Source organism: Streptomyces sp. NBC_00464 (genome assembly GCF_036013915.1).
Classification (GTDB): domain Bacteria; phylum Actinomycetota; class Actinomycetes; order Streptomycetales; family Streptomycetaceae; genus Streptomyces.
In genome coordinates this window covers 4,970,072-4,993,726 of sequence record NZ_CP107899.1, presented here as the reverse complement: position 1 = coordinate 4,993,726, position 23,655 = coordinate 4,970,072, and the positions used below count along the sequence as shown (strand labels likewise).

The window sequence follows — 23,655 nt, the reverse complement described above, 5'->3', positions numbered from 1 at the left end:
CGCAACGGGAACGGCACCTTCCGCGCGATACCTGATACGCGGGGCCCGGAACTCGAACCCCGAGATCCAAGATCCGAGAACCGAGAACCGGGATTCGACGCTGCCCAATGGTGGAGTGCACCGAATGCCGCTCACCCGGGCCCACCGGAGCACTCGTCGACGGCCTCTGCCGTCCGTGCCGGGCCCCCCTCCGGCTCCGCCCCCCGCCGAACCGCCGCCCCTCACCCGCGACATTCAGGCGCACGTCGAACATCTCCGAGAGCTCCTCAAGTCCCCTGAGGCTGACCTGAGGTTGTCCGAGGCTGCCTGAGATCAGGAAAGCTCGCGCAACGCGAACGGCGGCTGCACGCCCGGATTTGGATAGGGTGCCCTGTCGACAACAGCGTTCTTCGGGGGAGTTACGAGTTCATGAGCGGTCAGCAGCCACACCGGGGCAGCGCCTCCCAGGTCTTCCAGCCACTGTCGGGCGACGACCCGGTCACCATCGCCGGATACCGTCTCGCCGCCAAGCTCGGTGCGGGCGGTATGGGCAAGGTGTATCTGTCGTACACGCCCGGCGGCCGGCCCGTCGCCATCAAGGTGATCCGGCCCGAGTTCGGCGAGGATCCGGAATTCCGGCGGCGGTTCACGCAGGAGGTGCAGTCCGCACAGCGCGTGCAGGGGCTGTTCACCGCGCCTGTCATCGACGCCGACACCAACGGTGCGCAGCCGTGGCTCGCCACCGCGTACGTGCCGGGGCCCTCCCTCGCCGACGCGGTCATCGCACACGGGGCGCTGCCGGTCGAGGCCGTGCTGCTGCTGATCGCCGGCATGGCGGAGGCGCTGCACGTCATCCACGGGGCGGGCATCGTGCACCGCGACCTCAAGCCGTCGAACGTGCTGCTCGCGGCCGACGGGCCGCGCGTCATCGACTTCGGTATCGCGTACGCGGCCGACGCGACCTCGCTCACCGGCAGCGGCGTCACCATCGGCACGCCGTCGTTCATGGCCCCCGAGCAGGCCGCGGGGCGCCGGGTCACTCCGGCCACCGACATCTTCGCGCTCGGCCAGGTCGCGGCGTACGCGGCCACGGGGTCGCCGGCCTTCGGTGAGGGGACCTCGCACGGAGTGCTCTACCGGATCGTCCACGAGGAGCCGGACCTGACCGGCGTACCGGAACGGCTGATGGAGCTCGTCAGCCGCTGTCTGGCCAAGGACGCGGAGGCCAGGCCCTCGGTCGCCGAGGTCATCGCGCTGTGCCAGACCGCGAACGCGGAGACGGTGCTGCGTCGCCCCGAGGACTGGCTGCCGAGCCCGGTGGCCGCCGACATCACCGTACGGGCGGCCGCGCCGGCCCCGGTCCAGACCCCGCCGCCTCCGGCCGCCGCCCCGGCCGTCGCTCCGTCGGTCGGCTATTCGCCCACGTCTCCGGCGGCCCCGAGCACCCCGCCACCGGGGTTCGGACCGCCGGTCACTCCGCCGCCCGGCCAGTCGCCGCAGGCTCCGCAGAGCCCGGCCCCGCAGACGCCCGTTCCCCAGACCCCGTACCCGCAGGCCGCGTATCCGGTCCAGGGGCAGGCCACGGAGCCGTATCCGCCGTCGCAGGCGCACACCCCGGCCCCGTTCCCGAACGCGTACCCGGCGCAGTCCCAGACGCAACCCGGACACCTGCCGCCCCAGGGGCCTGCTGCGCCCCAGCCCCCGAAGCGCCGCGGCGGCCGGGTCGCCGCCATCGCCATCGCGGTGGCGCTCATCGTCGGCATCGCCGGCGGCGGGACGGCGTACGTCATGCTCAAGGACGACGGCAAGTCGTCGCAGAGCAGCGATTCCCCCAAGGGCGGCAGCACCCCGCAGCAGGCCGATTCGTCACCGAGCGCCGATGCCGAGGGGGAAGGGGAGGACCCGGGCGCGGGCACCACGGCGGATCCAGCGCCTTCCACCAGGCCGGACCCCGAGCCCAAGGTGTTCACGGGCATCAACCTGACCTCCGGCTACAACCTGACGCTCGAGGACGACGAGCTCAAGCCGAGGGACGGTGAGGACGCGGAATCCGAGCTGATCTACTACAGCACCGGCGGACACCTCGACGCCGGGACCGACGGGACCCTGGTGCGGCTCGATCCGGGCCAGGAAGGGTCGCTCGCCGTCTGCCGCGCCGAGACCCGGTTCACCGGCAGCATCTACGTGAACCAGCTCGGCAAGGACCGTCAGGTCTGCATCACCACGGGGTCCGGGCACATGGCACTGCTGACCTACCAGGGCCACTCTCCCGACGACTCACCCAGCACGTACATCACGGTGGACGTGACCGTCTGGCCCAACGCCAAGGGCTGACGCGGCGCCTGCGGGGCGGGGGCGGATTCCGGGCAGCCGGGCCCGCCGCCGTTCATGACGGACACAATGACCGCTCCGCGTACGTTCCGCTCCCGGTCCGTGAACTCTCAGGGGCCGGGAGCCGGCCGGGCCACACGGTGAACCGGGGTGGTGGCCCCGGTCCCCCCGAACGGACTGAACGAAAGGCCGCAGCACGTGCGCAACGGAAAGCGCAAAAAGAAATGACCACGATCGAACGGCTGTGGGAGGGGGATACGTCGCTACGTTCCGCTCGACCGCCGAGTTCGATCTCGCCGTCGACATCGACGATCCCCGAACCCCCGGGGGCACCGCCCCCGGAAGCCTCACCCCGTGATCAGCCGCTGCAACGCGGGCGCGTAGAGATCCGCGATGCGCTCCGGCGTCGCGGCCGCCCCCGCGCCCTCGCGGTGGAGGCCGAGCGTCGCGCCCAGGCCAAGGAGGAGGCCGGCCAGGAGTTCGGCGCGCAGGGCGCGGTCGCGGCCGGGGAGCCGGGCGGTCAGGGCGTCGGTGACCTGTTCGTGGAAGCGGTCGCGGAGAAGGGAGCGTTCGTCCTGGTTGCCGAGGGAGAACACGACGCGCAGGAGCGGGTCGGACTTGAGCTCGCGGCGGTGCGTCACCACCGTGATGACCATGTGGCGGCCCAGGGCGTCGAGCGGGGCGTCGAAGAGTTCCGCGGCCGCCGGGCCGAAGTCGGCGACGGTGTTGAAGAGTTCTTCCTTGCGGCCGAAGTGCTTGACCACGAGGGACGGGCTCACGCCGGCGTCCGCGGCGATCTTGCGGATCGTCACCTCGGCGTACGGGCGCTGGGTGAACGCCCGTCGTGCGGCGCGCAGGATCGCGTCCCGGCCACTGCCCGCCTCCGCGGGGACGGGGGCCGTCGCGATGGCCTGGCCGCCGGTCATGCGCCCTCCTGGAGTTCTGCCGTCCGCACACCCTCCTTGCGGGTGTCCGGTGCCTTGCGGCTCTCCTCGACCGTACCCGCCCCGGCCGGCTTCCGGCCCGGCAGGAACAGCGTGACGGCCAGGGCCGCGAGTGCCGCGCCCGCCGCGATGACGAAGACCAGCTGGTACGCGTGGAGCGTCGGGGCGGTCCTGCCGCCCGCCCGGAAGGTGATTCCGGCCAGGACGGCGGCGACCGTCGCGCTGCAGAAGGCCTGTCCGATCGACCGCATGAGGGTGTTCAGACCGTTGGCCGCGCCGGTCTCACTGACCGGGACTCCGCGCATCACGAGGGCGGGCAGGGCCGAGTACGCGATGGCCGTGCCCGAGGCGACGACCGTGGCGCCCGCGATGATCAGCCACAGGCTGTGGCTGGTGAAGTACCGCACCCCGTAGCCGACTGCGATGATCCCGGCGGCGAGCGCGAGGCTGACCTTCGGGCCGTGCTTGGCGGATATCCGGGCCGAGACGGGCGACAGCGCCACCATCGCCACCCCGCCCGGCAGCAGGCACAGTCCGCTGACGACGAGCGAGGCGCCGAGCCCGTAACCCGTGGCCTTCGGCTCCTGCACCATCTGGGCGGTGACCAGCGAGTTCGCGTAGAACGCGAAGCCGATCAGCAGCGCGGCGATGTTCGTGAGCAGGACGGCCGGACGCGCCGAGACCCTCAGGTCGACCATGGGCGTCTGCACGCGCAGCTCGTACGCACCCCAGAACAGGGCCACGACCACGGCCGTCGCGAGCAGGCCGACCGTGCGGACCGAGCCCCAGCCCCAGTCGGCGCCCTGGGTGACGGCGAGCAGCAGGCAGACGAGCGCGGCGGTCAGGCCCAGCGCACCGACCGCGTCGAAACGGCCGCGGCTGCGCAGCGGGGATTCCGGTACGCAGCGCAGCACCAGCGCGATGTCGATGAGGCCGATCACGCCGGAGACCCAGAACATGGTGTGCCAGTCGAAGTTCTCCACGACGAGGGCTGCGACGGGCAGGCCGATGGCCGCGCCGATCCCGAGCGTCGAGCTCATCAGCGCGACGGCGGACAGGACCCGCTCGGGCGGCAGTTCGTCGCGCAGGATGCTGATGCCCAGCGGTACGACGGCGATCGCGGCGCCCTGCAGGGCGCGGCCGGTGATCAGTACCCCGATGTGGGAGCTGACCGCGCACAGCACCGAGCCCACGACCAGCACCCCGAGCGAGGCCACCAGCACCCGGCGTTTGCCGTACATGTCGCCGACCCGGCCGAGGACCGGGGTGAAGACCGCGCCGGTGAGCAAGGTGACGGTCACCAGCCAGCTCGCGGCGGTCGGCGTGGCGCCGGTCAGTTCGGGGATGTGCGGGAGCAGCGGTACGACGATCGTCTGCATGACGGCGACGACGACCCCGCAGAAGGCCAGCACGCCGACGGCGAAGCGGGGGTGCGGGGCCCGGACGTCGGGGGTCACGGGGGCGGCTGGGACCGGTATGTCCGCGGGCATGTGTCTCCGTACGGTGCTCGGCTGCCGGAAGGCATAGGGGTGCACATCTGTTCACCCCCAGGGTAAACGCTTGTGCACCCCCTCGCCGACGCAATGCCGGAACGCCGCGTTAGCCTCGGAGCCGAGAGCCGGTACGGGCGGGTGCGCCGCGCGTACGGCGACGATCTACGAGAAGGCTGAGGTGGCTGCGATGGCGAAGGTTCCGGCAGCGGCGGTGGCGGCGGGCGGACTGGTCGGCGGCTACGCCGTCGCACGGTGGACCAGGAAGCGTCCGCTGGGCGGGGTCGCCCTCGCGGCGGCGGGCGGCGTCGCGGCGTACGAGTGGAACCGGCAGGCCGGGCCGCGCGCCGCCGTCGCCCTGACCACCGCCTATGTGGCCGCCTTCGCGGGATCGCACCCGCTGGCGAAGAAGGTCGGCGCCTGGCCCGCGGTGTTCACCGTGGCGGGCACGGTGGCCGCCACGTCGTGGGCCGTCACGCGTCGCGCCGCCTGAGCGGGGCCCTCCAAGGAGGGCGCGGCGGGGCCCGGGCGGGGCGGGGCGGTACAGGCGAGCCCGGGTCCATGCCGGGGGGCCGTTGTCCTCAATCTCCCCCATGGCCTGAAGGGCATGGGGGGGCGACCCCCTCGACGGGCTTGATCCGGCCGTCGTCAGGCCCCGAACGCCCGCGACACCGAATAGATCACCAGCCCCGCCAGCGCACCCACCACCGTGCCGTTGATCCGGATGAACTGCAGGTCACGGCCGATGTGGGCCTCGATCTTCTTCGACGTCTGGTCCGCGTCCCAGCCGGCCACCGTGTCGCTGATCAGCGAGGTGATCTCCGCCCGGTACGTCGTCACGACATACACCGCCGCGTCCTCCACCCAGCCCTCCAGCTTCGCCTGGAGCCGCCCGTCCGTCGCCAGCCTGGCGCCCAGCGCCATCAGTGAGGCACGGGCCCGCAGCCGCAGCTCGCTCCGCTCGTCCTCCGCCGCCGCGATCACCATCGTGCGCACGGACGACCAGGCCGAGGCGATGACGTCCTGGACCTCGCCGCGGCCCAGGATCTCCGACTTCAGCCGCTCCACCCGGGCCCTGGTCTCCGAATCCGTCTGGAGATCCGCCGCGAAGTCCGTGAGGAACGTGTCAATCGAGCCGCGCGCCGGATGCCCCGGCATGTCGCGCATCTCCGTGATGAACCGCAGCAGTTCCTTGTAGACACGCTCGCCCACCCGCTTGTCGACGAACCGCGGGGTCCAGCCCGGCGCACCGCCCTGCACCGCGTCCATCACCGAGTCGTTGTGCTCCACCAGCCAGTCGTGCGCCCGCACACAGATCAGGTCCACCACCTTGCGGTGGCCGCCGTCCGCGACGACCTTCTCCAGCATCTTCCCGAGGCCGGGACCGACCTCCGCCGCGTTCGCCCGCCGGGTGATCGCCTCACCGACCACTGCCTGCACATCCGCATCCCGAAGCACGGTCAGCGCACCCCGCAACGCGGTCGACAGCTCGGCCGTGACCCGGTCCGCGTGCTCCGGCTCCGCGAGCCAGGCACCCAGCCGGCCACCGATGGAGAGCGAGTGGATCCGGTCGCGGACGACGCCGCCCGACAGAAAGTTCTCGCCGACGAAGGAACCGAGTGAGGCCCCCAGCTGGTCCTTCTTCGTGGGAATGATGGCGGTGTGCGGAATCAGCAGTCCGAGCGGACGCTTGAAGAGGGCCGTGACGGCGAACCAGTCTGCCAGCGCACCCACCATGCCCGCCTCGGCGGCCGCTGCGACGAAGCCCGGCCAGCCGCCCACACCCTCGTTCTTCGCCCAGGTGGCGAGGACGTACACCAGCGCGACCAGCAGAAGGAGGCCGGTGGCCGTGGTCTTCATACGGCGTACGCCACGACGCTTCTCCTCGTCCGCCGCGGTGTACGCGAACGAGGCGAGGGACGCCGACGGACGGGGACCCGCCCGCCGCCCCGGCCCCTCCCCCGGACCGCCCGCGCCCGTGCCGGTGTCCGCCGCTCCGGCCACCGCGTCCTCGGCCGTGCCTTCGATCCGTTCCATCCGCTCCACCCGTCCGCGTACCCGTCGTCCCCGGCGCCCCGTACGCATTGTCCTCAACGCGTCCTGCCTGACCTACTCCCGGGCCGCATGTCGAGTTCCCCGAGCCCTGCCGCATCATGGTTCAGACCCACAAACGAACAAGGAGACACACCGTCCATGCCCAGGCGCCGCGAGTACGCCCTCTTCATAGCCCTCATGGCGGGCACCGCCGCGCTCGCCGCCGTCGTGGCGTTCGCGGGCTCCCTGCTGTTCTCCGGGCCGCCGAAGACGGTCGCCGCCTCCGGCCCGCAGGGCGTGGCCAGGACCCCCGCCGCACGGGCCCACTCCACCGGCCACTGGCTCGCCACCTGGGCGGCGGCCCCCGTGAACGGGGCGATCGACCAGGACCGGGGCACAGACCCGGCCCTGCGCACCATCCGTAACGTCGTGCACACCAGCATCGGCGGCGACGCGGCCCGCGTCACCCTGTCCAACCTCTTCGGTACGCATCCGCTGCTCATCGACCGCGTCACCGTGAACGCCCTCCCGGTCACGTTCCGCGGGGCAGCCTCCGCGACGGTCGCCGCCGGCGGGCAGATCATCAGCGACCCCGTCGTCGTCCCGGTCGCCGCCGACTCCGATCTCGTCGTCACCCTGCGCACCCCCAAGGCCCGGGGCCCGGTCACCGTCCACCCCAACAGCCACCAGACGTCCTTCACCGATGAACCGCAGGGCGTGCGGCGCACCACGGACTGGCGCTACCTCACCGCCGTCGACGTGCGGGCCGAGAACGCCACCGGGACCCTCGTGGCATTCGGCGACTCGCTCACCGCGGGCAGCGGCTCCACCACCGACACGAACCACCGCTGGCCCGACGTCCTCGCCGACCGGCTGCACGGCCGGTACGCGGTGGTCAACCAGGGCATCGGCGGCAACCGCCTCCTGCTCAACGGGATCGGGCAGCGCGCCCTCGACCGCTTCGATCGCGACGTCCTGAGCATCACCGGGGCGAAGACCGTCGTCATCGCCCTCGGCATCAACGACATCCAGGCCCTTCCCCGGGAGACGAGCCCCGCACGGATCACGGACGCCCTGCGCACCCTGACCGAGCGTGCGCACGCCCGCGGACTGCGGGTCATCGGCACGACCCTGATGCCGTACAAGGGCTACCGCGACTGGACCCCCGCCCAGAACGTCGTACACGGCCAGGTCAACGCGACGATCCGGGCCGGCGGGATCTTCGACGAGGTCCTCGACTTCGAGAGCGCGGTACGCGACCCCTCGCACCCGGACCGGCTGCTGCCCGCCTACGACTCCGGCGACCACGTCCACCTGAACAACGCCGGCTACCAGCGCCTGGGCTCCCTGCCCGACGTGGCCGAACTGCTGCGGACCCGGCCCTCGTCGGACGCGCTGTAACGGGGAGGGGCGGCGGGGTTCACCGGCAGGGCTGCCGAAATCGCCCCGCCCTACCGGCCGTCGTCGCCCTTCTCCAGCCGCGGACGCCGCGTCTGCGCATCCCGCAGGCGCTGCGTCTCCGCATCCCGCAGGCGCTGCTTCTCCGCCCTGCTCCGCTTGTGCTCCACACCGACCCCGCCCATCAGCGCGAAGCCGGTGATCCGCACCCGGGGAGCATCCGGCGCGGGGATCCCGGCGTCCTTCGAGCGTTCCCGGAAGCCGCCCATGATGCCGATGCCACGGACGTCCACGTTCAGGTCCGGGGGAACCGTCACATGAATGCCACCCATGATCGTGAAGCAGCGGATGACCACCTCGGGGGTCTCGAAATTCGCCTCACGCAGATCGATGCGGCCACCGCCCCACATCGCGAACGCTGTGAACACCCGGCCGATGGTCCAGTTCCCCTGACGCCGGAACCCGCCCCAGAGCGCGAAGCCGCCGCCGGACGTCGCCGGCTTCCCGACGCGCTCCGACCAACGGGCCATCGAACCCGTCCGCGGCTGCCCCCCGGCCACCGGCGCCACCGCGGCCCCGGGGCCCGGCAGATCGCGGACGAGCGGTTCCAGCTCACCATGCGTGCGGGCCTTGTAGGCGGCGTCGAGACGGGTCTCGAACTCCTCCATCTCCAGCCGCCCCTCGGCCATCGCCTCACGCAGAATCTCGGCGATCCGTTCACGTTCGGTATCGGAGGCGCGCATATCCGGAAGTTCGCTTGTCATACCGTGCAGCCTATTGAACGCGCCCGCTCCCGTCACCGATCTACAGACAGGTAGCCGACGCGTACATCTTCGCGATCACGGCCTCGATGTCCGGCTCCCGCACCGACAGGTCCATCAACGGGTACTCGGCGGCGATCCGCGCCACCAGCGGCGCCGCCGAAGCGGACGCCGGGAACGCCAGCCACTGCCGCACCCCCTCCACCTTCACCGTACGCACCGACGGCTCCGACTCCAGCCTGATCGGCGGGAGTTCACGCTCCAGATCCACCACGAGCATCCGCTCGCTCTCGCCCACCTCATGCAGCCCCGCGAGCGCACCGTCGTACATCAGACGGCCGTGATCGATCACCATCACCCGCTTGCACAACTGCTCGATATCGGTCAGATCGTGCGTGGTGAGCAGCACCGTCGTACCCCGCTCCACGTTCAAGTCCCGCAGAAATCCACGGACCTTGGCCTTCGACACCACATCGAGGCCGATCGTCGGCTCGTCCAGATACAACACCTCCGGATCGTGCAACAGCGCCGCCGCGATGTCGCCACGCATCCGCTGCCCCAGCGACAACTGCCGCACCGGCACGTCCAACAGCTCGGCCAGGTCGAGGAGTTCGATGCAGCGGTCCATGTTGACGCGGAAGCGGTCATCGGGAATCCGGTACATCCGGTGCATCAGCCGGTACGAGTCACGCAACGGCAGGTCCCACCACAGCGTGGTGCGCTGCCCGAAGACCACACCGATCCGCTGCGCCAGCCTCGTACGCTCCCGGGACGGATCGATGCCCGCCACCCGCAGCGAACCCCCACTCGGGGTGAGGATCCCGGTCAGCATCTTGATCGTCGTCGACTTCCCCGCCCCGTTCGGGCCGATGTAACCGACCATCTCACCGCGCGCCACGCGAAAACTGATCCCGTCCACGGCCCGCACCTCACGACGTTCGCTGCGCAGGAAACCCGTCCTGCGGCGGACGTCGAAGACCTTCTCGACACCGTCGAGCTCGATGAAGTCCGTATCCATACCCTTCACACCCCTTCACGCCCCTTCTCGCCCGTCACTCCGTCAACTTCCCGTGCTCCGGTACGCCCTCAGCCCCGCCCGCCACGCCAGACCCGCACCCACCCAGCACACGCCCGCCACCAGCGGTGGCAGGAACGCCACCCAGTCCGGCAGCCCCAGCGGATAGTCCCGGCCCAGCACATACAGACAAGGCAGCCAGTTCACGAAAGCCAGCGGCACGACGAACGTCACCCCGCGCACCAGATCCGTCGCGAACACCGACGGCGGGTACTGGAGCAGCGTCGCCCCTCCGTACGTAAAGGAGTTCTGCACCTGCGAGGCATCCTGCGCGACGAACTGGAACGCCCCGCCGGCCACGAACACCGCCGAGAAGATCGCCGCCCCGCTCAGCACCATCAGCGGCACCAGCACCACCTTCGCCACGGTCCACCCGATGTCCAGCGTCACCAGCGCATAGCCGAACACCAGCAGCCCCTGGGACACCCGCCCCAGCCTGCGCAGCGCGAACCGGTCCGCCGCCACCTGCGCGATCACCGGGACCGGCCGCACCAGCAACGTGTCCAGCGTGCCGTCCCGCACCCGCTGGCCCAGCCGGTCCATCGACCCCATCAGCAGATCCGCCAGCCCGAACGCCATACCCGCCGACCCATACAACAGGGCGATCTCCGGCAGCGTGAACCCGCCCAGCACATCCACGTGCGAGAACATCAGCACGATCGTGACAAAGTCGAACGCCGTCGCCGCGAAGTTCCCGAGCGCCATCATCACGAACGACGCCCGGTACGCCATCGTCGAGCGCAGCCACATCGCGACGATCAGCCCGTACGCCCGGACCCCCTCGACCACCCGCGACCGGGGAACGAACACCGCATCGGGCGCGTCCCCCACGACCGCGTCCACCACCTCAGCCACCCTGGACCACCACCCTCCGCGTCGCCACCGACTGAACCAACCGCCCCGCCAGCAGCAGCACCAGCGCCCAGCCCGCCTGGAACGCGTACACCCGCACCAGACCCCAGCCCGTGTGCTTGCCGAGGAACACATCGGCCGGCACCTGGAGCAGCGCCGACCACGGCAGCGCCCGCGCCACCTCACCCAGCAGCCCCGGGAACAGATTCAGCGGCAGCAGCATCCCCGAGAAGAACATCCCCGCCAGGAACGACATCTGCGCCACCCCCGCCCCGTCCATCAGCCAGAACGCCGACAGCGCGACCAGATAGCGGAGCGCGAAACTCACCACGACACCCAGCGCCACCGCGACCAGGAACGCCACCCAGGTCCCCGGCGACGCGGGCATCACCAGATCGAACGCGAGCGAACCGAGGACCATCGGCACGATGCCGCGCCCCAGCAGATGAAACGCCGCCCGACCCAAGTCACCCGCCAGCCACCACAGTTGAAGGTCAACAGGCCGGTAGAGATCGACCGCGATATCACCCGTACGGATCCGCTCGATCAGCTCGTTCTCGAAACCGCCGCCCATCATCACGCACGTCATCAGAAGCGCCTGGCCCAGCCACACATACGTGAGCGCCTGCGACATGTCGTATCCGCCGAGCTGCGGACGCTCGTCCCACAGCGCCGCATACGTGTACGCCAGGATGAAGCCGAAGACGGTGTTGGTGAACACCCCCGCGGCCGTCTCGATCCGGTACGTGGCATAGCGCCGGAACCCGCCCGCCGCCACCACCGCGTAGAGCCGCACAGCAACCACCCCCCGCAATCGGGGTGCCCCACCACGCGTGGACACCAAAGCGCAGGAGCCTAGCCCAGCCGGGGCAACCGCCGCGACCGCTTTACGAAGGTCGATCCGGTAGTTATTCCGCAGAAAAGTGCACTATGGGGGAACTGACCGCGGCCGAGGAGTCTGCACCGACATGAGCGACGAGCCACAGCAGCAGAACGGGGACCCGGGCGACCCGGGCTGGACCCCCAGAGACCTGCCTGCCGACGCTGCCGCCCCCACAGGACAGGGCACCCCGGCCGACGCCGACACCACCGGCGCCAAGAACCGGACGAAGCAGAGGAAGCCCAAACGCCCCAAACGCACCGGCTGGCGCCGCGCCATCCCCACCTGGCGCATGGTCCTCGGCGGACTCCTCCTCATCGCACTGGTCCTGATCGGCGGCTTCATCGCCGGCTACCAACTCGTCGACATCCCGCCCGCCAACGCCAGCGCCACCGCCCAGTCCAACGTCTACCTCTACAAGGACGGCAGCGTCATCGCCCGCGACGGCGAGGTGAACCGGGAGAACGTCAAACTCGCCCAGGTCCCGCTCAACGTCCAGCACGCCGTCCTCGCCGCCGAGGACCGCGACTTCTACTCCGAACGCGCCGTCGACATCAAGGCGATGATCCGGGCCGGCTGGAACACCCTCACCGGCAAGGGCAAACAGGGCGGCTCCACCATCACCCAGCAGTACGTCAAGAACTACTACCTCGGCCAGGAACAGACCGTCGTCCGCAAGGTCAAGGAATTCTTCATCGCGATCAAACTCAACCGCGAAGAATCCAAGGACCAGATCTTCGAGGGCTACCTCAACACCAGCTACTTCGGCCGCAACGCCTACGGCATCCAGGCCGCCGCCCAGGCCTACTACAGCAAGGACATCGGCGACATCACCACCGCCGAAGGCGCCTACCTCGCCTCCCTGCTCAACGCCCCCAGCGCCTACGACGTCGTCACCCACCCCGAGAACAAACCCGCCGCCCTCGCCCGCTGGAACTACGTACTCGACGGCATGGTCAAGGAGGAATGGCTCGGCGCCGACGAACGCGCCGCCCTCACCTTCCCCAAACCCGGCGCCGTCAAGCCCACCAACAGCCTCTCCGGACAACGCGGCTACATCGTCCAGGCCGTCGAGGACTACCTCATCCAGAACGACATCCTCGACGAGAAGACCCTCGCCACCCGCGGCTACCGCATCACCACCACGCTGGAGAAGAAGAAACAGGACGCCCTCGTCAAAGCCGTCGACGACAACGTCATGTCCAAGACCAGCAAGAAGAACAAGGCCGACCGCAACGTCCGCGTCGGCGGCGCCTCCATCGACCCCGCCACCGGCCGCGTCCTCGCCATGTACGGCGGCATCGACTACACCAAGCAGTACGTCAACAACGCCACCCGCCGCGACTACCAGGTCGGCTCCACCTTCAAGCCCTTCGTCTTCACCTCCGCCGTCGCCAACCGCTCCACCACCCAGGACGGCCGCCGCATCACCCCCAGCACCATCTACGACGGCACCAACAAACGCATGGTCCAGGGACCCGACGGACCCACCGGATACGACCCGGCCAACGAGGACGACCGCAGCTACGGCCCCATCACCGTCCGCACCGCCACCGACAAATCCGTCAACGCCGTCTACGCCCAGATGGCCGAGGACGTCGGCCCCTCCAAGGTCCTCCAGACCGCCACCGACCTCGGCATCCCCAAGGACACCCCCGACCTCACCGCCTCCCCCTCGATCGCGCTGGGCCCCGCCACCGCCAGCGTCCTCGACATGACCGAGGCCTACGCCACCCTCGCCAACCACGGCAAACACGGCGCCCACGTCCTCGTCGACAACGTCACCAAGGACGGCGAGAGCGTCAAACTCCCCGACCGCACCACCCAGCAGGCCGTCACCCGCGAAGCCGCCGACACCACGACGTCCATCCTCCAGAGCGTCGTCGACGGCGGCACCGGCACCGCGGCCCAGGGCTCCGGCCGCCCCTCCGCCGGAAAGACCGGCACCGCCGAGGAGGACAAGGCCGCCTGGTTCGCCGGCTACACCCCCGACCTCGCCACCGTCATCGCCGTCATGGGCCAGAACCCCGACACCGGCGCCCAGAAGCCCCTCTACGGAGCACTCGGCCTGGCCCGCATCAACGGCGGCGGCGCCCCCGCCCTGACCTGGGCCCAGTACACCCGGACCGCCCTGCGCGGCACCCCCGTCGAGAACTTCCACCTCGACCTGGAGAGCGGCACCGACGAAACCGCACTCCCCACCCAGGAGAACACCGCACCCGGCACCACCGGACAGCCCTCCCGGACCCCCTCCAGCACACCCCCGACCACCCCGTCCAGCACCCCGCCCACCACCACCCCGTCCGCACCGCAGACCACCCCCGGCACCTCCGACACCCCCATCGGCGGCATCACGAACGGCGGCGCGGACACGGGCGGCGGCACGGGCGGAGGCGACAACGGCGGTGGGAACAACGGCGGAGGCGACAACGGAGGCGGAGACAACGGCGGCGGAGGCTTCTTCGAAGGCGCCCGCGGCACCCGAGCTCCCGCCGCCGCCCCCGCCCGTCAGTGACCCGAAGTCGCCTTCAGCCCCACCACGGCCACCAGCAACAGACACACAAAGAAGATCCGCGCCGCGGTCACCGGCTCATGCAGCACCACCATGCCCAGCACCGCCGCACCCGCCGCACCGATACCGACCCACACCCCGTACGCCGTACCGATCGGCAGAGTCCGCGCCGCATGCGACAGCAACAGCATGCTCGCGACAATCCCCAGCCCCGTGAACACACTCGGCCACAGACGGGTGAACCCCTCGGTGTACTTCATCCCGATCGACCAGGCCACTTCCAGCAGACCCGCGACCACCAACAGAACCCACGCCATGACGGCACCTCCGACGACACAGAACACACGAACAAAACGGGTGCGTCGTCTTTACGGAAACCCGGTACGGCGCGTCTCGTCGGGGTCCCACCACCCTAGCAAAGAACAGGCAAAAGGCCTGGTGACAACGGTCACCAGGCCTCGCACACCACCATCACGACTACAGATCGGGGACTACAGATACAGGCCGGTCGAATCCACCGAACCCTCGAACCGGTCCGCAGCCACCGCATGCAGATCCCGCTCCCGCATCAGCACATACGCCACGCCCCGCACCTCGACCTCGGCACGGTCCTCGGGGTCGTACAGCACCCGGTCCCCCGGCTCCACCGTCCGCACGTTCTGCCCCACCGCGACCACCACAGCCCAGCCCAGCCGGCGCCCGACCGCAGCCGTCGCCGGAATCAGAATCCCGCCGCCGGAACGCCGCTCGCCCTCAGGCGAATCGGACCGGACCAGCACACGATCGTGCAGCATCCGGATGGGCAGCTTGTCGTCGCTGTTCTCGCTCACGCCCCGCAACCTACCTGGCCGCGAGGCGAGCGCGCGCCCTCGGGGTCAGTGCTACTTCCGCCGCCTGGACACAGCCAGCAGACCCACCACACCCACCACGAGCAACGCCGCCGGAATCACCCGCTCCAGACGCGGCGCACCCTCCTCCGACACGAACTGCGCCTTCACATCCGACACCGTCCGGTTCACCGCGACGAACGCCCGCCCCGCCGTCCGGTCCACAGCCTCGGCCGCCTTGGCCTTCGCGTCACCGATGATCGTCTTCGGGTGCACCCGCACCCCGATCTCATCGAGCACCACCGCGAGCTGCTCGCGCCTGCTGATGATGTCCGCCTCGATCTGCGCAGGGCTCCTGGCATCCGACACTGCGCCGCCTCCGTGGTCCTCGTCCGGTAAACCTTCATCGACAGTCTGTCAGCTCGACCGCCCCCGCACCCGACGGCACCCCTATTACTCTCGGTCCCGTACACCCCACGCACCAAAGAGGAGAACCATGAGCGAGCGACTCACGCCCGGCGACACCGCCCCCGCCTTCACCCTCCCCGACGCCGACGGGAACGACGTCTCGCTCGCGGACCACAAGGGCCGCAAGGTCATCGTCTACTTCTACCCGCGCGCCCTCACCCCCGGCTGCACCAAGCAGGCCTGCGACTTCACCGACAACCTCGACCTCCTGACCGCCGCCGGCTACGACGTCATCGGCATCTCCCCCGACAAGCCGGAGAAGCTCGCAAAGTTCCGCGACGAGGAAAACCTCAAGGTCACCCTGGTCGGCGACCCCGCCAAGGAGACCCTGGAGGCCTACGGCGCCTTCGGAGAGAAGAAGAACTACGGCAAAACGGTGATGGGCGTCATCCGCTCCACGATCGTCGTCGACGAGAACGGCAAGGTCGAACACGCCTTCTACAACGTGCGCGCCACCGGCCACGTCGCCAAGATCATCAAGGACCTCGGCATCTGACCAGCCGACCAAACCACTCAAAAACCCCCCACGGATTAGGCCGAACGGCCGAAACATGTGATGGACATCCCAATCCACGGGCGAATCGGTTTGCAACCGCCATGACCGCGCAGAAGCCTTTCCTGGAACACCCACCGAGGAAAGGACCCGGCCATGGCGGCCTCCGACCCCCATCAGGCGGCCGACCCCGAAGCGGTCAAACGCCACCCCGCCCTCTTCCGCGCCATCCGAAAACGCCAGAACCCCAAGCTGCGCCGGACGGACATCACCGTCACGGACGACCAGGCGGTCAAGCGCGCGGTCAAGGCGGCGTCGCTAGGTAACGCCATGGAGTGGTTCGACTTCGGCATCTACTCCTACCTGGCCGCCACCCTGGGCCATGTCTTCTTCCCGTCCGGGAACGACACCACCCAGCTCCTCTCCTCCTTCGCCACCTTCGCCGTCGCCTTCCTCGTACGACCGCTCGGCGGCATGTTCTTCGGCCCCATGGGCGACAAGATCGGCCGCAAGAAGGTCCTCGCCCTCACCATGATCCTGATGGCGGTCGGCACCTTCGCCATCGGCGTCATCCCCTCCCACGACACCATCGGCGTCGGCGCCCCCATCCTCCTCATCCTCTTCCGGATGCTCCAGGGCTTCTCCACCGGCGGCGAATACGGCGGCGCCTCCACATTCATCGCCGAGTACGCCCCCGACAAACGACGCGGCTACTTCGGCAGCTTCCTCGAATTCGGCACCCTCGCGGGATACGTCGGAGCCGCGGGCCTGGTCACCGCGCTCTACGCCCTGCTCAACGACACCCAGATGGAAGCCTGGGGCTGGCGCATCCCCTTCCTCGTCGCCGGCCCCCTCGGCCTCGTCGGCCTCTACCTGCGACTGCGCCTGGACGAGACCCCGGCCTTCCAGAAGCTGGAGGGCGGCACCGCACACGCCACCGAGGCCGCGGACGGCGTCGAGACCACCGCCAAGGGCGACCTCGCCAAGATCTTCCGCAACTACTGGCCGACGCTGATCCTCTGCATCTGCCTGGTCGGCGCGTACAACATCACCGACTACATGCTGCTGTCGTACATGCCGACGTACCTCTCCGACGAACTCGGCTACAGCGAGACCCACGGCCTGCTGATCCTGCTCGCGGTCATGGTGTTCCTGATGGTGATCATCAGCCAGGTCGGCAAACTCTCCGACCGCTTCGGCCGCAAGCCGCTGCTCATGACGGGCATGGTCGGCTTCCTGGTCCTCTCCCTCCCGGCCTTCCTCCTGATCCGCGAGGGCAGCATCCCGGCGATCACGATCGGCATGCTGATGCTGGGCCTCTCCCTCGTCTGCATGCTCGGCACGATGTCCGCGGCCCTCCCTGCCCTGTTCCCGACGAACGTCCGCTACGGGTCCCTGTCGGTGGGCTACAACCTGAGCGCGTCGATCTTCGGCGGTACGACTCCGCTGGTCATCACGGCCCTGATCAGCTGGTCGGGCAGCAACCTGATGCCGGCGTACTACGCGATGGCGGCGGCGCTGGTGGGCGTGATCGCGGTGGCCTGCATGAAGGAGACCGCCAACAAGCCGCTGGCCGGCTCGCCCCCGTCGGTGGAGACGACCGCGGAGGCGGAGGAACTGGTGGCGGCGCAGACGCCGGACCCGAAGTTCTGACCCGTCCCGTCCTGCATGCGGAATGGCCCGCCACGCTTCGGTTGTCGCCGAAGCGGGGCGGGCCATTCCGCATCTTGTCGGATATCGGACGTGACTCTCCGATAAACGGTTCGTTACTCCGTACGAGGCCGCGAACGGGCGGCCGGATGCGGAGGGGAACGTGCCTGCTCGGTATACGCGCGAGTTGCTTGAAGAAGCGGCGCGCGAGACGACGAACGCCAATGATGCTGTGCGGTGGTGTGGGGGGACGCCTACGCCGGGGAGCCGGAGCTACCTGCGGAAGAAGATGACGGAGTGGGGTGTGGACATCTCACACTTCGTCGACACGAGGGTGCGCCACACCGAAGAGAAGCTGCGCGATCTGGTCGCCCACTCCACGAGCGTGACCGAGGTCGTCCGCCGTCTGGGTATCAATCCTGTGGGCGGAAATCACGCCCATATCAGCCGCCGCATCAGCAGTCTCCGGATCGACACATCGCACTTCGTGCGCACACCACCACACCGCCCCAAAGGAGCGCTGGGGAACCGACTGGTTCTCGGCAGCCCGACGGACGGCAGGGTCCCCGGCGAACGGCTGCGCCGAGAGCTCACTCGCAACGGCGTCGAGAATGCATGTGTCGAATGCGGCAACAGGGGCGAGTGGCAGGATCAGCCGCTTCGACTCGAAGTCGATCACGTCAATGGCAACTGGTGGGACAACCGCCCGGAGAACCTCCGCATCCTGTGCCCCAACTGCCATGCAGCGACCGACACTTATCGCGGGCGTAAGCGCGGCAGGGCGCTATGAGCGGCAAGTATCCTCGCGACCTGCTCGAACGAACCGCAGCGACTGCGACCAGCCTGGTCGACGTCCTGCGCCGACTCGGCGCACCGCTGGGCAGCAGAACTTGCCGATATGTGGGCGAACGACTCAAGCACTACGACATCGACACGTCCCACTTCGCCGACGAGGCCCTGCCGGTTCGAGCGCACTACGCCTACCCGCAGGAGCTACTTGGCGAGGCGGCAGCCCATTCATGCAGCATCCGAGAGATGTTCGAGTACATGGGCCTCCATCCAGGCGACAGCCCGTACGGATACGTTCGCAGCAAGCTCGATCGACTCGGGATAGATACGTCCCACTTCACCAGTGGGCGCAGGTACGGGTCTCCTTCCACACCGCGCCACGAACTGGCCGCCGCAGTGGCCGAGTCACGAAGTCTCGCCGGCGTGCTGAATGCGCTGGGGCAGGTCGACAATGGCGGCGCTCGCGCCCGCCTGAAACGGGACATTGAGGCGTATCGCCTGTCGACCAGCCATTTCACCGGCCAAGGTCATTCGGCTGGCAGTCGCTCCTCGCACCGCAAACCCGCCGCCGATATCCTCGTGCGCCTTGAAGGCGGGACACGCCGAACGCGCACAGCCCTCCTGAGACGAGCGCTCGACGATGTCGGAGTCTCTCGGGAGTGCGCGGGATGCGGAACTGACGAGACATGGCGGGGAAACCGGCTCGTCCTAGAGATCGATCACATCAGTGGCGACAGATTGGACAACCGCCTCCAGAACCTTCGGTACCTCTGCCCTTCATGTCACAGCCAAACAGCTACATTCTCCAATCGCACCCGCCCAGCTACGCCGAGGCGGTAAGCTTGCTGGCGGCATGCGCCCGCACGCCAACTGGTTTGAGCGGCAGTCTTTAGGTGGCTGTGTATGTCGGTTCGAATCCGACCGGGCGCACCCGACAGTAAGATGCCCGGCCCCTTCACAGGGCCGGGCATCTCTGCGTCACCCCACCAACTCCCGCACCACCGGCACCAGCCCCCGGAACGCCTTCCCCCGATGGCTGATCGCGTTCTTCTCCGCCGCGGTCAGCTCCGCGCACGTCCGGGTCTCGCCCTCCGGCTGGAGGATCGGGTCGTAGCCGAAGCCGCCCGTGCCGGACGGGGTGTGGCGCAGGGTGCCGAGCAGGCGGCCTTCGACCACGCGTTCCGTGCCGTCGGGGAGGGCGAGCGCGGCGGCGCAGGCGAAGTGGGCCGCGCGGTGGGTGTCGTCGATGTCGGAGAGCTGGGCCAGGAGCAGGTCCAGGTTGGCCTTGTCGTTGCCGTGGGTGCCGGACCAGCGGGCCGAGAAGATGCCGGGGGCGCCGCCGAGTACGTCGACGCAGAGGCCGGAGTCGTCGGCGATGGCGGGGTGGCCGGTGGCCCGGGCGAGGGCGTGGGCCTTGAGGAGGGCGTTCTCGGCGAAGGTGACGCCGGTTTCCTTGACGTCGGGGATCTCCGGGTACGCGTCCGCGCCGACGAGTTCGTGGGTGAGGCCTGCGTCGGCGAGGATCGCGTGGAGTTCGGTGATCTTCCCGGCGTTGCGGGTGGCGAGGATGAGGCGGGTCATGGGTCGATTATCGCCGCGCCGGGGTCAGGGCGTTACGGGGTGCAGACCTTGCCGATCTCCGTTGCCGCGTCGGTGACGGGGGTGATGTCGGGGGTGGCGTCACCCTTGTCGATGGAGTCGCGGACGTTGCCGATGCCGGCCTGGAGGTCGTCGACGGCCTTGCCGAGGTCGGCGTTGTCGGTCTTGTCGCCGAGGTTGCCGAGTTCCTTCTGGATCTCGTCGAGTGATTCGGAGGCCTGGGTGGGGTCGCTGGAGGCGTTGGCGACGGCCTGCTGGAGGTTGTCGACGCTGGTGGCGATGGCGTCGGCGGTGCGGACGCAGTCGAGGGTCTTGTCGAGGGCTCCGCAGCCGGCTGCCGCGGTGACGGTGAGCAGTGCGGCGGTGATGGCCAGTGCGGTGCGGCGGTGACGTCGGTGGCGCGTGGCCATGGTGTGGTCCTCCCCGGGTGCGGATACGTGGACGGGCGCACGGTTCGACCCGTGCGCCCGTATTCGTATCGACGCTGTGCGGGGGGACTTGGTTGCTTCTTTACTCGCCGAGGGTGCGGGTGAGGGCGTCGTTCTGGAAGGCGGTGAGGTCGACGCAGCCTGCGGTGGCGAGGTCGAGGAGGGCGTTGAGTTCCTCGCGGTTGAAGGGTTCGGCCTCGGCGGTGCCCTGGACCTCGACGAAGCGGCCGTCGCCGGTGCAGACGACGTTCATGTCGGTTTCGGCGCGGACGTCTTCCTCGTAGCAGAGGTCGAGGAGGGGGGTGCCGTCGACGATGCCGACGCTGATGGCGGAGACGGTGCCGGTGAGCGGCTTGCGGCCGTGCTTGATGATCTTCTTGCCCTGGGCCCAGGTGATGGCGTCGGCGAGGGCGACGTAGGCGCCGGTGATGGCGGCGGTGCGGGTGCCGCCGTCGGCCTGGAGGACGTCGCAGTCGAGGACGATGGTGTTTTCGCCGAGGGCCTTGTAGTCGATGACTGCGCGCAGGGAGCGGCCGATGAGGCGGCTGATCTCGTGGGTGCGGCCGCCGATCTTGCCGCGTACGGATTCGCGGTCGCCGCGGGTGTTGGTGGAGCGGGGCAGCATGGAGTATTCGGCGGTGACCCAGCCTTCGCCGCTGCCCTTGCGCCAGCGGGGGACGCCTTCGGTGACGGAGGCGGTGCAGAAGACTTTGGTGTCGCCGAAGGAGATGAGTACGGATCCTTCGGCGTGCTTGCTCCATCCGCGTTCGATGGTGACGGGGCGGAGCTGGTCGGGGGTGCGGCCGTCGATACGAGACATGGGCGGAAGCCTATCCGGCGGGTGGTGGGACCTTTGTCCTGCTGTCCGGGGACGTTCAGCCTTTCCCTCTTTACTGTGATGTTGCTTAAGCTTTTAGTGTCTAAGTCTCCTCACAGGAAGTTCCTGATGTCCCTCCCTTCGAGTCAGACAATCCGGCCGCAGCTTGCCGCACCGCGTCTGCCCCTGGCGGACCACCTCGCGTCCGTCCAGGTTCTGGAGGGTGCGCCGCATGGGATCGTCATCGCTTCCGCCGAGCGGGGGGCGACGACGGTGTTCGCGAACGGTCGGCTGGCGGAGTTGTTCGGGGCGCAGGTGCCGTCGGAGCCGGGCGGGCTGGCTCGGGCGGCCACGTCGTTCAGTGACCGCAACGGGGAGCCGTTGCGGTTCGCGGAGTCGCCGCTGGGGGTGGCGCTGGGGCTGCGTCGTCCGGCGCGGGCGGAGGTGCGGTACATGCCGGAGGGTGCGCGGGCGCTGTGGCTGGACATCAGTGCTGTTCCGCTGGACTCCGGTCCCGGTGAGCTGCCGCTGGCCGTCGCGTTCATCCATGACGTTTCTCAGCAGCGGCGGGCGGCCGATGATCTGGACGAGGTGAACCGCAGGCTGGCCGAGCAGCTGGAGGACGCGACCTGGGTGCATGGTCTGGCGGAGCGGCTGACGGATCACGACAGCGTGGACGGCACGCTGCATCAGGTCCTGGGTGAGGGCGCGCGGCTGTTGCGGGCGGACATGGGGGTGGCGCGGCTGCGGGACGAGGACGGTTCCTCGATGCGGACGCGTGCGCTGTACGGGATGCCGGCTGATGTGCGGTCGGTGCGTGAGGCGGTGGAGGCCTTGCCGCCGGGGCGGTTCCTGGTCGATGAGGCGGAGGCGGCGGGCGGGGCGCTGATCGTGGAGGACGTGGAGACCGATCCGTCGTGTTCGGCGAGCATGCGTGAGCTGGGGCGTGCGGCGGGGTTCCGTCGGGTGTACGCGCTGGCGCTGAGCACCACGTCGGGCCGTCGGCTGGGCGTGGTGGCCTGGGCGTGGCGGGAGCCGGGGCGGCCGACGCTGCGGCAGCGGCAGTTGGTGGGGACGTACTGCCGGTTCGCGGGGCAGATGGTCGAGAACAATCTGTTGTACGAGCGTGAGCGGCGGATCGCGGGGACGCTTCAGCAGTCGATGTTGGCGCAGGAGCTGCCGGAGATCGCGGGGGTGCAGGTCGCGGCGTGCAGTCTGCCGGGGGCGCGGGGGATGCAGGCCGGGGGTGACTGGTACGACGTGATGGCGTTGCCGGGCGGGAAGGCGGGGCTGGCGCTGGGTGACGTGATGGGCAAGGGGTTGCGTGCGGCGACGGCGATGGGGCAGTTGCGGACGGCGTTGCGCAGTTATGCGCTGGTGGAGGGTGAGGATCCGGTGGCGGTGCTGTCGGATCTGAACGCGCTGAGTCAGGACATGGCGCTGACGGATCTGGCGACGGTGTTGTACATGACGGTGGATCCGCAGGAGCGGCGGGCGGTGGTGGCGTCGGCCGGTCATTGTCCGCCGTTGCTGGTGGACCATTCGGGGGCGCGGTTCCTGCGTGCGGGTCAGGGGGTGCCGCTGGGTGTGGTGGATGAGTGGGATGCGGAGGCGGACGAGTTCGAGCTGCCGGCGGGGGCGTTGTTGGTGCTGTACACGGACGGCTTGGTGGAGCGGCGCGGGGAGGAGTTGGGGGTGGGGTTGGAGCGTCTGCGTGCGGCGGCGTTGGCGGCGCCTTCGGATGTGGGTGATCTGTGCGCGTATCTGGTGGAGGCGTGTCTGGGGGACGGCGAGGCGTCGGACGATGTGGCGATCCTGGCGGTGCGGGTGCGTTGAGGGTGGGTCCCGGGCGGGTTTGCCGGGGGAACGGCCGCAGGCCCCGTCCGGGTGGGCGGGGCCTGCGGTGTGGCCGGGTGGTTGGCCCGGTCGGGTTCAGCGGTGGGTCACATCATGTCTTCGATGTCGGCGGCGATGGGGTCCGCGTCGGTGCCGATGACGACCTGGATCGCGGTGCCCATCTTGACGACGCCGTGGGCGCCGGCGGCCTTGAGCGCGGCTTCGTCGACCTTGCTCGGGTCGATGACCTCGGTGCGGAGGCGGGTGATGCAGCCTTCGACCTCTTCGATGTTCTCGATTCCGCCGAGCCCGGCGACGATCTTCTCAGCCTTGCTGGCCATGGCCTTCTCCCTGGTTCTTCACGTACATGCGACGGCCCACCCTGGGTCCGTTTCGTCACGGTAACGCACGGTTGGCCCAACTTCGCGAGCGAGTAGCCGATCCATCACCAAAGATGACGATCACCGGCGCCCTGTCTTCCGGGCGGGCTCC

At 69.4% G+C, this 23,655-nt stretch carries 23 protein-coding genes, 1 tRNA gene and 1 riboswitch; of the genes, 10 read left to right on the top strand and 14 right to left on the bottom strand.

Annotated elements, in window-relative coordinates:
- The first annotated feature begins 408 nt into the window (after nt 1–408).
- Nucleotides 409–2,313, top strand: coding sequence for a serine/threonine-protein kinase (locus OG912_RS22460; RefSeq protein ID WP_327710969.1), 1,905 nt, complete (start codon nt 409–411; stop codon nt 2,311–2,313).
- Nucleotides 2,314–2,657: 344 nt separating this feature from the next.
- On the opposite strand, the gene OG912_RS22455 is transcribed toward OG912_RS22460, so the two are convergent.
- Both OG912_RS22455 and OG912_RS22450 read right to left on the bottom strand, forming a co-directional pair.
- Complete coding sequence (locus tag OG912_RS22455) at nt 2,658–3,236, bottom strand: TetR/AcrR family transcriptional regulator (RefSeq protein WP_327710968.1); 579 nt, start codon at nt 3,234–3,236, stop codon at nt 2,658–2,660.
- Nucleotides 3,233–4,744, bottom strand: coding sequence for an MFS transporter (locus OG912_RS22450; protein WP_327710967.1), 1,512 nt, complete (start codon nt 4,742–4,744; stop codon nt 3,233–3,235). Before OG912_RS22450 ends, OG912_RS22455 begins: the two co-directional genes overlap by 4 nt.
- 190 nt (nt 4,745–4,934) lie before the next feature.
- On the opposite strand from OG912_RS22450, the gene OG912_RS22445 reads away from it, so the two are divergent.
- Complete coding sequence (locus OG912_RS22445) at nt 4,935–5,237, top strand: hypothetical protein (RefSeq protein WP_327710966.1); 303 nt, start codon at nt 4,935–4,937, stop codon at nt 5,235–5,237.
- Between the two features lie 155 nt (nt 5,238–5,392).
- Here OG912_RS22445 and OG912_RS22440 read toward each other — a convergent pair whose 3' ends face one another.
- Nucleotides 5,393–6,781, bottom strand: coding sequence for a DUF445 domain-containing protein (locus tag OG912_RS22440; RefSeq protein ID WP_443061006.1), 1,389 nt, complete (start codon nt 6,779–6,781; stop codon nt 5,393–5,395).
- A gap of 156 nt (nt 6,782–6,937) precedes the next feature.
- Here OG912_RS22440 and OG912_RS22435 point away from each other — a divergent pair, with 156 nt between their 5' ends.
- Nucleotides 6,938–8,179: an SGNH/GDSL hydrolase family protein gene (locus OG912_RS22435; protein ID WP_327710964.1), complete on the top strand. Its 1,242-nt coding sequence runs from the start codon at nt 6,938–6,940 to the stop codon at nt 8,177–8,179.
- Nucleotides 8,180–8,229: 50 nt separating this feature from the next.
- Here OG912_RS22435 and OG912_RS22430 read toward each other — a convergent pair whose 3' ends face one another.
- From OG912_RS22430 to OG912_RS22415, 4 genes are all read right to left on the bottom strand, one after another.
- A complete protein-coding gene (locus tag OG912_RS22430) occupies nt 8,230–8,919 on the bottom strand; it encodes a DUF1707 SHOCT-like domain-containing protein (RefSeq protein WP_327713509.1) in 690 nt (229 codons plus the stop codon).
- A gap of 61 nt (nt 8,920–8,980) precedes the next feature.
- A complete protein-coding gene (locus tag OG912_RS22425) occupies nt 8,981–9,955 on the bottom strand; it encodes an ABC transporter ATP-binding protein (RefSeq protein ID WP_327710963.1) in 975 nt (324 codons plus the stop codon).
- A 42-nt stretch (nt 9,956–9,997) separates the two neighbouring features.
- Nucleotides 9,998–10,867, bottom strand: a complete 870-nt coding sequence (locus tag OG912_RS22420; protein ID WP_327710962.1) for an ABC transporter permease — start codon at nt 10,865–10,867, stop codon at nt 9,998–10,000.
- The gene (locus OG912_RS22415; protein ID WP_266779265.1) at nt 10,860–11,660 is read right to left on the bottom strand and encodes an ABC transporter permease; all 801 of its coding nucleotides are present in this window, start codon (nt 11,658–11,660) and stop codon (nt 10,860–10,862) included. Before OG912_RS22415 ends, OG912_RS22420 begins: the two co-directional genes overlap by 8 nt.
- 172 nt (nt 11,661–11,832) lie before the next feature.
- Between OG912_RS22415 and OG912_RS22410 the strand changes: the two genes are divergently transcribed.
- On the top strand, nt 11,833–14,259 hold the full coding sequence (locus OG912_RS22410) for a transglycosylase domain-containing protein (RefSeq protein WP_327710961.1): 2,427 nt from the start codon (nt 11,833–11,835) through the stop codon (nt 14,257–14,259).
- Here OG912_RS22410 and OG912_RS22405 read toward each other — a convergent pair.
- From OG912_RS22405 to OG912_RS22395, 3 genes are all read right to left on the bottom strand, one after another.
- Nucleotides 14,253–14,573 carry a DMT family transporter gene (locus OG912_RS22405; RefSeq protein WP_018555875.1) on the bottom strand — a complete coding sequence of 107 codons (321 nt, stop codon included), beginning with the start codon at nt 14,571–14,573 and terminating at the stop codon, nt 14,253–14,255. The genes OG912_RS22410 and OG912_RS22405 overlap by 7 nt on opposite strands.
- 39 nt (nt 14,574–14,612) lie before the next feature.
- Nucleotides 14,613–14,679, bottom strand: a riboswitch (guanidine-III (ykkC-III) riboswitch).
- 68 nt (nt 14,680–14,747) lie between these two features.
- On the bottom strand, nt 14,748–15,086 hold the full coding sequence (locus OG912_RS22400) for a GroES family chaperonin (RefSeq protein ID WP_136325477.1): 339 nt from the start codon (nt 15,084–15,086) through the stop codon (nt 14,748–14,750).
- A 51-nt stretch (nt 15,087–15,137) separates the two neighbouring features.
- Nucleotides 15,138–15,452, bottom strand: coding sequence for a DUF3618 domain-containing protein (locus tag OG912_RS22395; RefSeq protein WP_327710960.1), 315 nt, complete (start codon nt 15,450–15,452; stop codon nt 15,138–15,140).
- Between the two features lie 127 nt (nt 15,453–15,579).
- Here OG912_RS22395 and bcp point away from each other — a divergent pair, with 127 nt between their 5' ends.
- From bcp to OG912_RS22370, 5 genes are all read left to right on the top strand, one after another.
- The gene (gene bcp, locus OG912_RS22390) at nt 15,580–16,047 is read left to right on the top strand and encodes a thioredoxin-dependent thiol peroxidase (RefSeq protein ID WP_327710959.1); all 468 of its coding nucleotides are present in this window, start codon (nt 15,580–15,582) and stop codon (nt 16,045–16,047) included.
- Between the two features lie 153 nt (nt 16,048–16,200).
- Nucleotides 16,201–17,697, top strand: coding sequence for a glycine betaine/L-proline transporter ProP (proP, locus tag OG912_RS22385; RefSeq protein WP_327710958.1), 1,497 nt, complete (start codon nt 16,201–16,203; stop codon nt 17,695–17,697).
- Between the two features lie 160 nt (nt 17,698–17,857).
- Nucleotides 17,858–18,484, top strand: a complete 627-nt coding sequence (locus tag OG912_RS22380) for an HNH endonuclease (RefSeq protein WP_327710957.1) — start codon at nt 17,858–17,860, stop codon at nt 18,482–18,484.
- Nucleotides 18,481–19,323, top strand: coding sequence for an HNH endonuclease signature motif containing protein (locus OG912_RS22375; RefSeq protein ID WP_327710956.1), 843 nt, complete (start codon nt 18,481–18,483; stop codon nt 19,321–19,323). The genes OG912_RS22380 and OG912_RS22375 overlap by 4 nt, the downstream gene beginning before the upstream one ends.
- Nucleotides 19,324–19,338: 15 nt before the next feature.
- A tRNA-Leu gene (locus tag OG912_RS22370) sits at nt 19,339–19,413 on the top strand.
- Between the two features lie 48 nt (nt 19,414–19,461).
- Here OG912_RS22370 and rdgB read toward each other — a convergent pair.
- The 3 genes from rdgB to rph all read right to left on the bottom strand — a co-directional run bounded on the left by rdgB (nt 19,462) and on the right by rph (nt 21,330).
- Entirely contained in the window at nt 19,462–20,064 is a 603-nt protein-coding gene (rdgB, locus tag OG912_RS22365) for an RdgB/HAM1 family non-canonical purine NTP pyrophosphatase (protein WP_327710955.1), read from the bottom strand.
- A gap of 32 nt (nt 20,065–20,096) precedes the next feature.
- A complete protein-coding gene (locus tag OG912_RS22360; protein ID WP_326736411.1) occupies nt 20,097–20,492 on the bottom strand; it encodes a hypothetical protein in 396 nt (131 codons plus the stop codon).
- A gap of 100 nt (nt 20,493–20,592) precedes the next feature.
- A complete protein-coding gene (rph, locus tag OG912_RS22355) occupies nt 20,593–21,330 on the bottom strand; it encodes a ribonuclease PH (protein ID WP_327710954.1) in 738 nt (245 codons plus the stop codon).
- A gap of 126 nt (nt 21,331–21,456) precedes the next feature.
- Here rph and OG912_RS22350 point away from each other — a divergent pair, with 126 nt between their 5' ends.
- Entirely contained in the window at nt 21,457–23,163 is a 1,707-nt protein-coding gene (locus OG912_RS22350) for a PP2C family protein-serine/threonine phosphatase (protein WP_327710953.1), read from the top strand.
- Nucleotides 23,164–23,270: 107 nt separating this feature from the next.
- On the opposite strand, the gene OG912_RS22345 is transcribed toward OG912_RS22350, so the two are convergent.
- Nucleotides 23,271–23,504, bottom strand: coding sequence for a glucose PTS transporter subunit EIIB (locus tag OG912_RS22345; RefSeq protein WP_018517946.1), 234 nt, complete (start codon nt 23,502–23,504; stop codon nt 23,271–23,273).
- Between the last annotated feature and the right edge of the window lie 151 nt (nt 23,505–23,655).

Bases quoted from the DNA above. Each gene is read 5' to 3' on its own strand.
- OG912_RS22435 (WP_327710964.1), top strand. From the start codon at position 6,938: ATGCCCAGGCGCCGCGAGTACGCCCTCTTCATAGCCCTCATGGCGGGC.
- rdgB (WP_327710955.1), bottom strand. From the start codon at position 20,064: ATGACCCGCCTCATCCTCGCCACCCGCAACGCCGGGAAGATCACCGAA.
- proP (WP_327710958.1), top strand. From the start codon at position 16,201: ATGGCGGCCTCCGACCCCCATCAGGCGGCCGACCCCGAAGCGGTCAAA.
- OG912_RS22345 (WP_018517946.1), bottom strand. From the start codon at position 23,504: ATGGCCAGCAAGGCTGAGAAGATCGTCGCCGGGCTCGGCGGAATCGAG.
- OG912_RS22455 (WP_327710968.1), bottom strand. From the start codon at position 3,236: ATGACCGGCGGCCAGGCCATCGCGACGGCCCCCGTCCCCGCGGAGGCG.
- OG912_RS22445 (WP_327710966.1), top strand. From the start codon at position 4,935: ATGGCGAAGGTTCCGGCAGCGGCGGTGGCGGCGGGCGGACTGGTCGGC.
- OG912_RS22360 (WP_326736411.1), bottom strand. From the start codon at position 20,492: ATGGCCACGCGCCACCGACGTCACCGCCGCACCGCACTGGCCATCACC.
- rph (WP_327710954.1), bottom strand. From the start codon at position 21,330: ATGTCTCGTATCGACGGCCGCACCCCCGACCAGCTCCGCCCCGTCACC.
- OG912_RS22425 (WP_327710963.1), bottom strand. From the start codon at position 9,955: ATGGATACGGACTTCATCGAGCTCGACGGTGTCGAGAAGGTCTTCGAC.
- bcp (WP_327710959.1), top strand. From the start codon at position 15,580: ATGAGCGAGCGACTCACGCCCGGCGACACCGCCCCCGCCTTCACCCTC.
- OG912_RS22460 (WP_327710969.1), top strand. From the start codon at position 409: ATGAGCGGTCAGCAGCCACACCGGGGCAGCGCCTCCCAGGTCTTCCAG.
- OG912_RS22440 (WP_443061006.1), bottom strand. From the start codon at position 6,781: ATGGAACGGATCGAAGGCACGGCCGAGGACGCGGTGGCCGGAGCGGCG.
- OG912_RS22405 (WP_018555875.1), bottom strand. From the start codon at position 14,573: ATGGCGTGGGTTCTGTTGGTGGTCGCGGGTCTGCTGGAAGTGGCCTGG.
- OG912_RS22375 (WP_327710956.1), top strand. From the start codon at position 18,481: ATGAGCGGCAAGTATCCTCGCGACCTGCTCGAACGAACCGCAGCGACT.
- OG912_RS22350 (WP_327710953.1), top strand. From the start codon at position 21,457: ATGTCCCTCCCTTCGAGTCAGACAATCCGGCCGCAGCTTGCCGCACCG.
- OG912_RS22410 (WP_327710961.1), top strand. From the start codon at position 11,833: ATGAGCGACGAGCCACAGCAGCAGAACGGGGACCCGGGCGACCCGGGC.
- OG912_RS22450 (WP_327710967.1), bottom strand. From the start codon at position 4,744: ATGCCCGCGGACATACCGGTCCCAGCCGCCCCCGTGACCCCCGACGTC.
- OG912_RS22430 (WP_327713509.1), bottom strand. From the start codon at position 8,919: ATGCGCGCCTCCGATACCGAACGTGAACGGATCGCCGAGATTCTGCGT.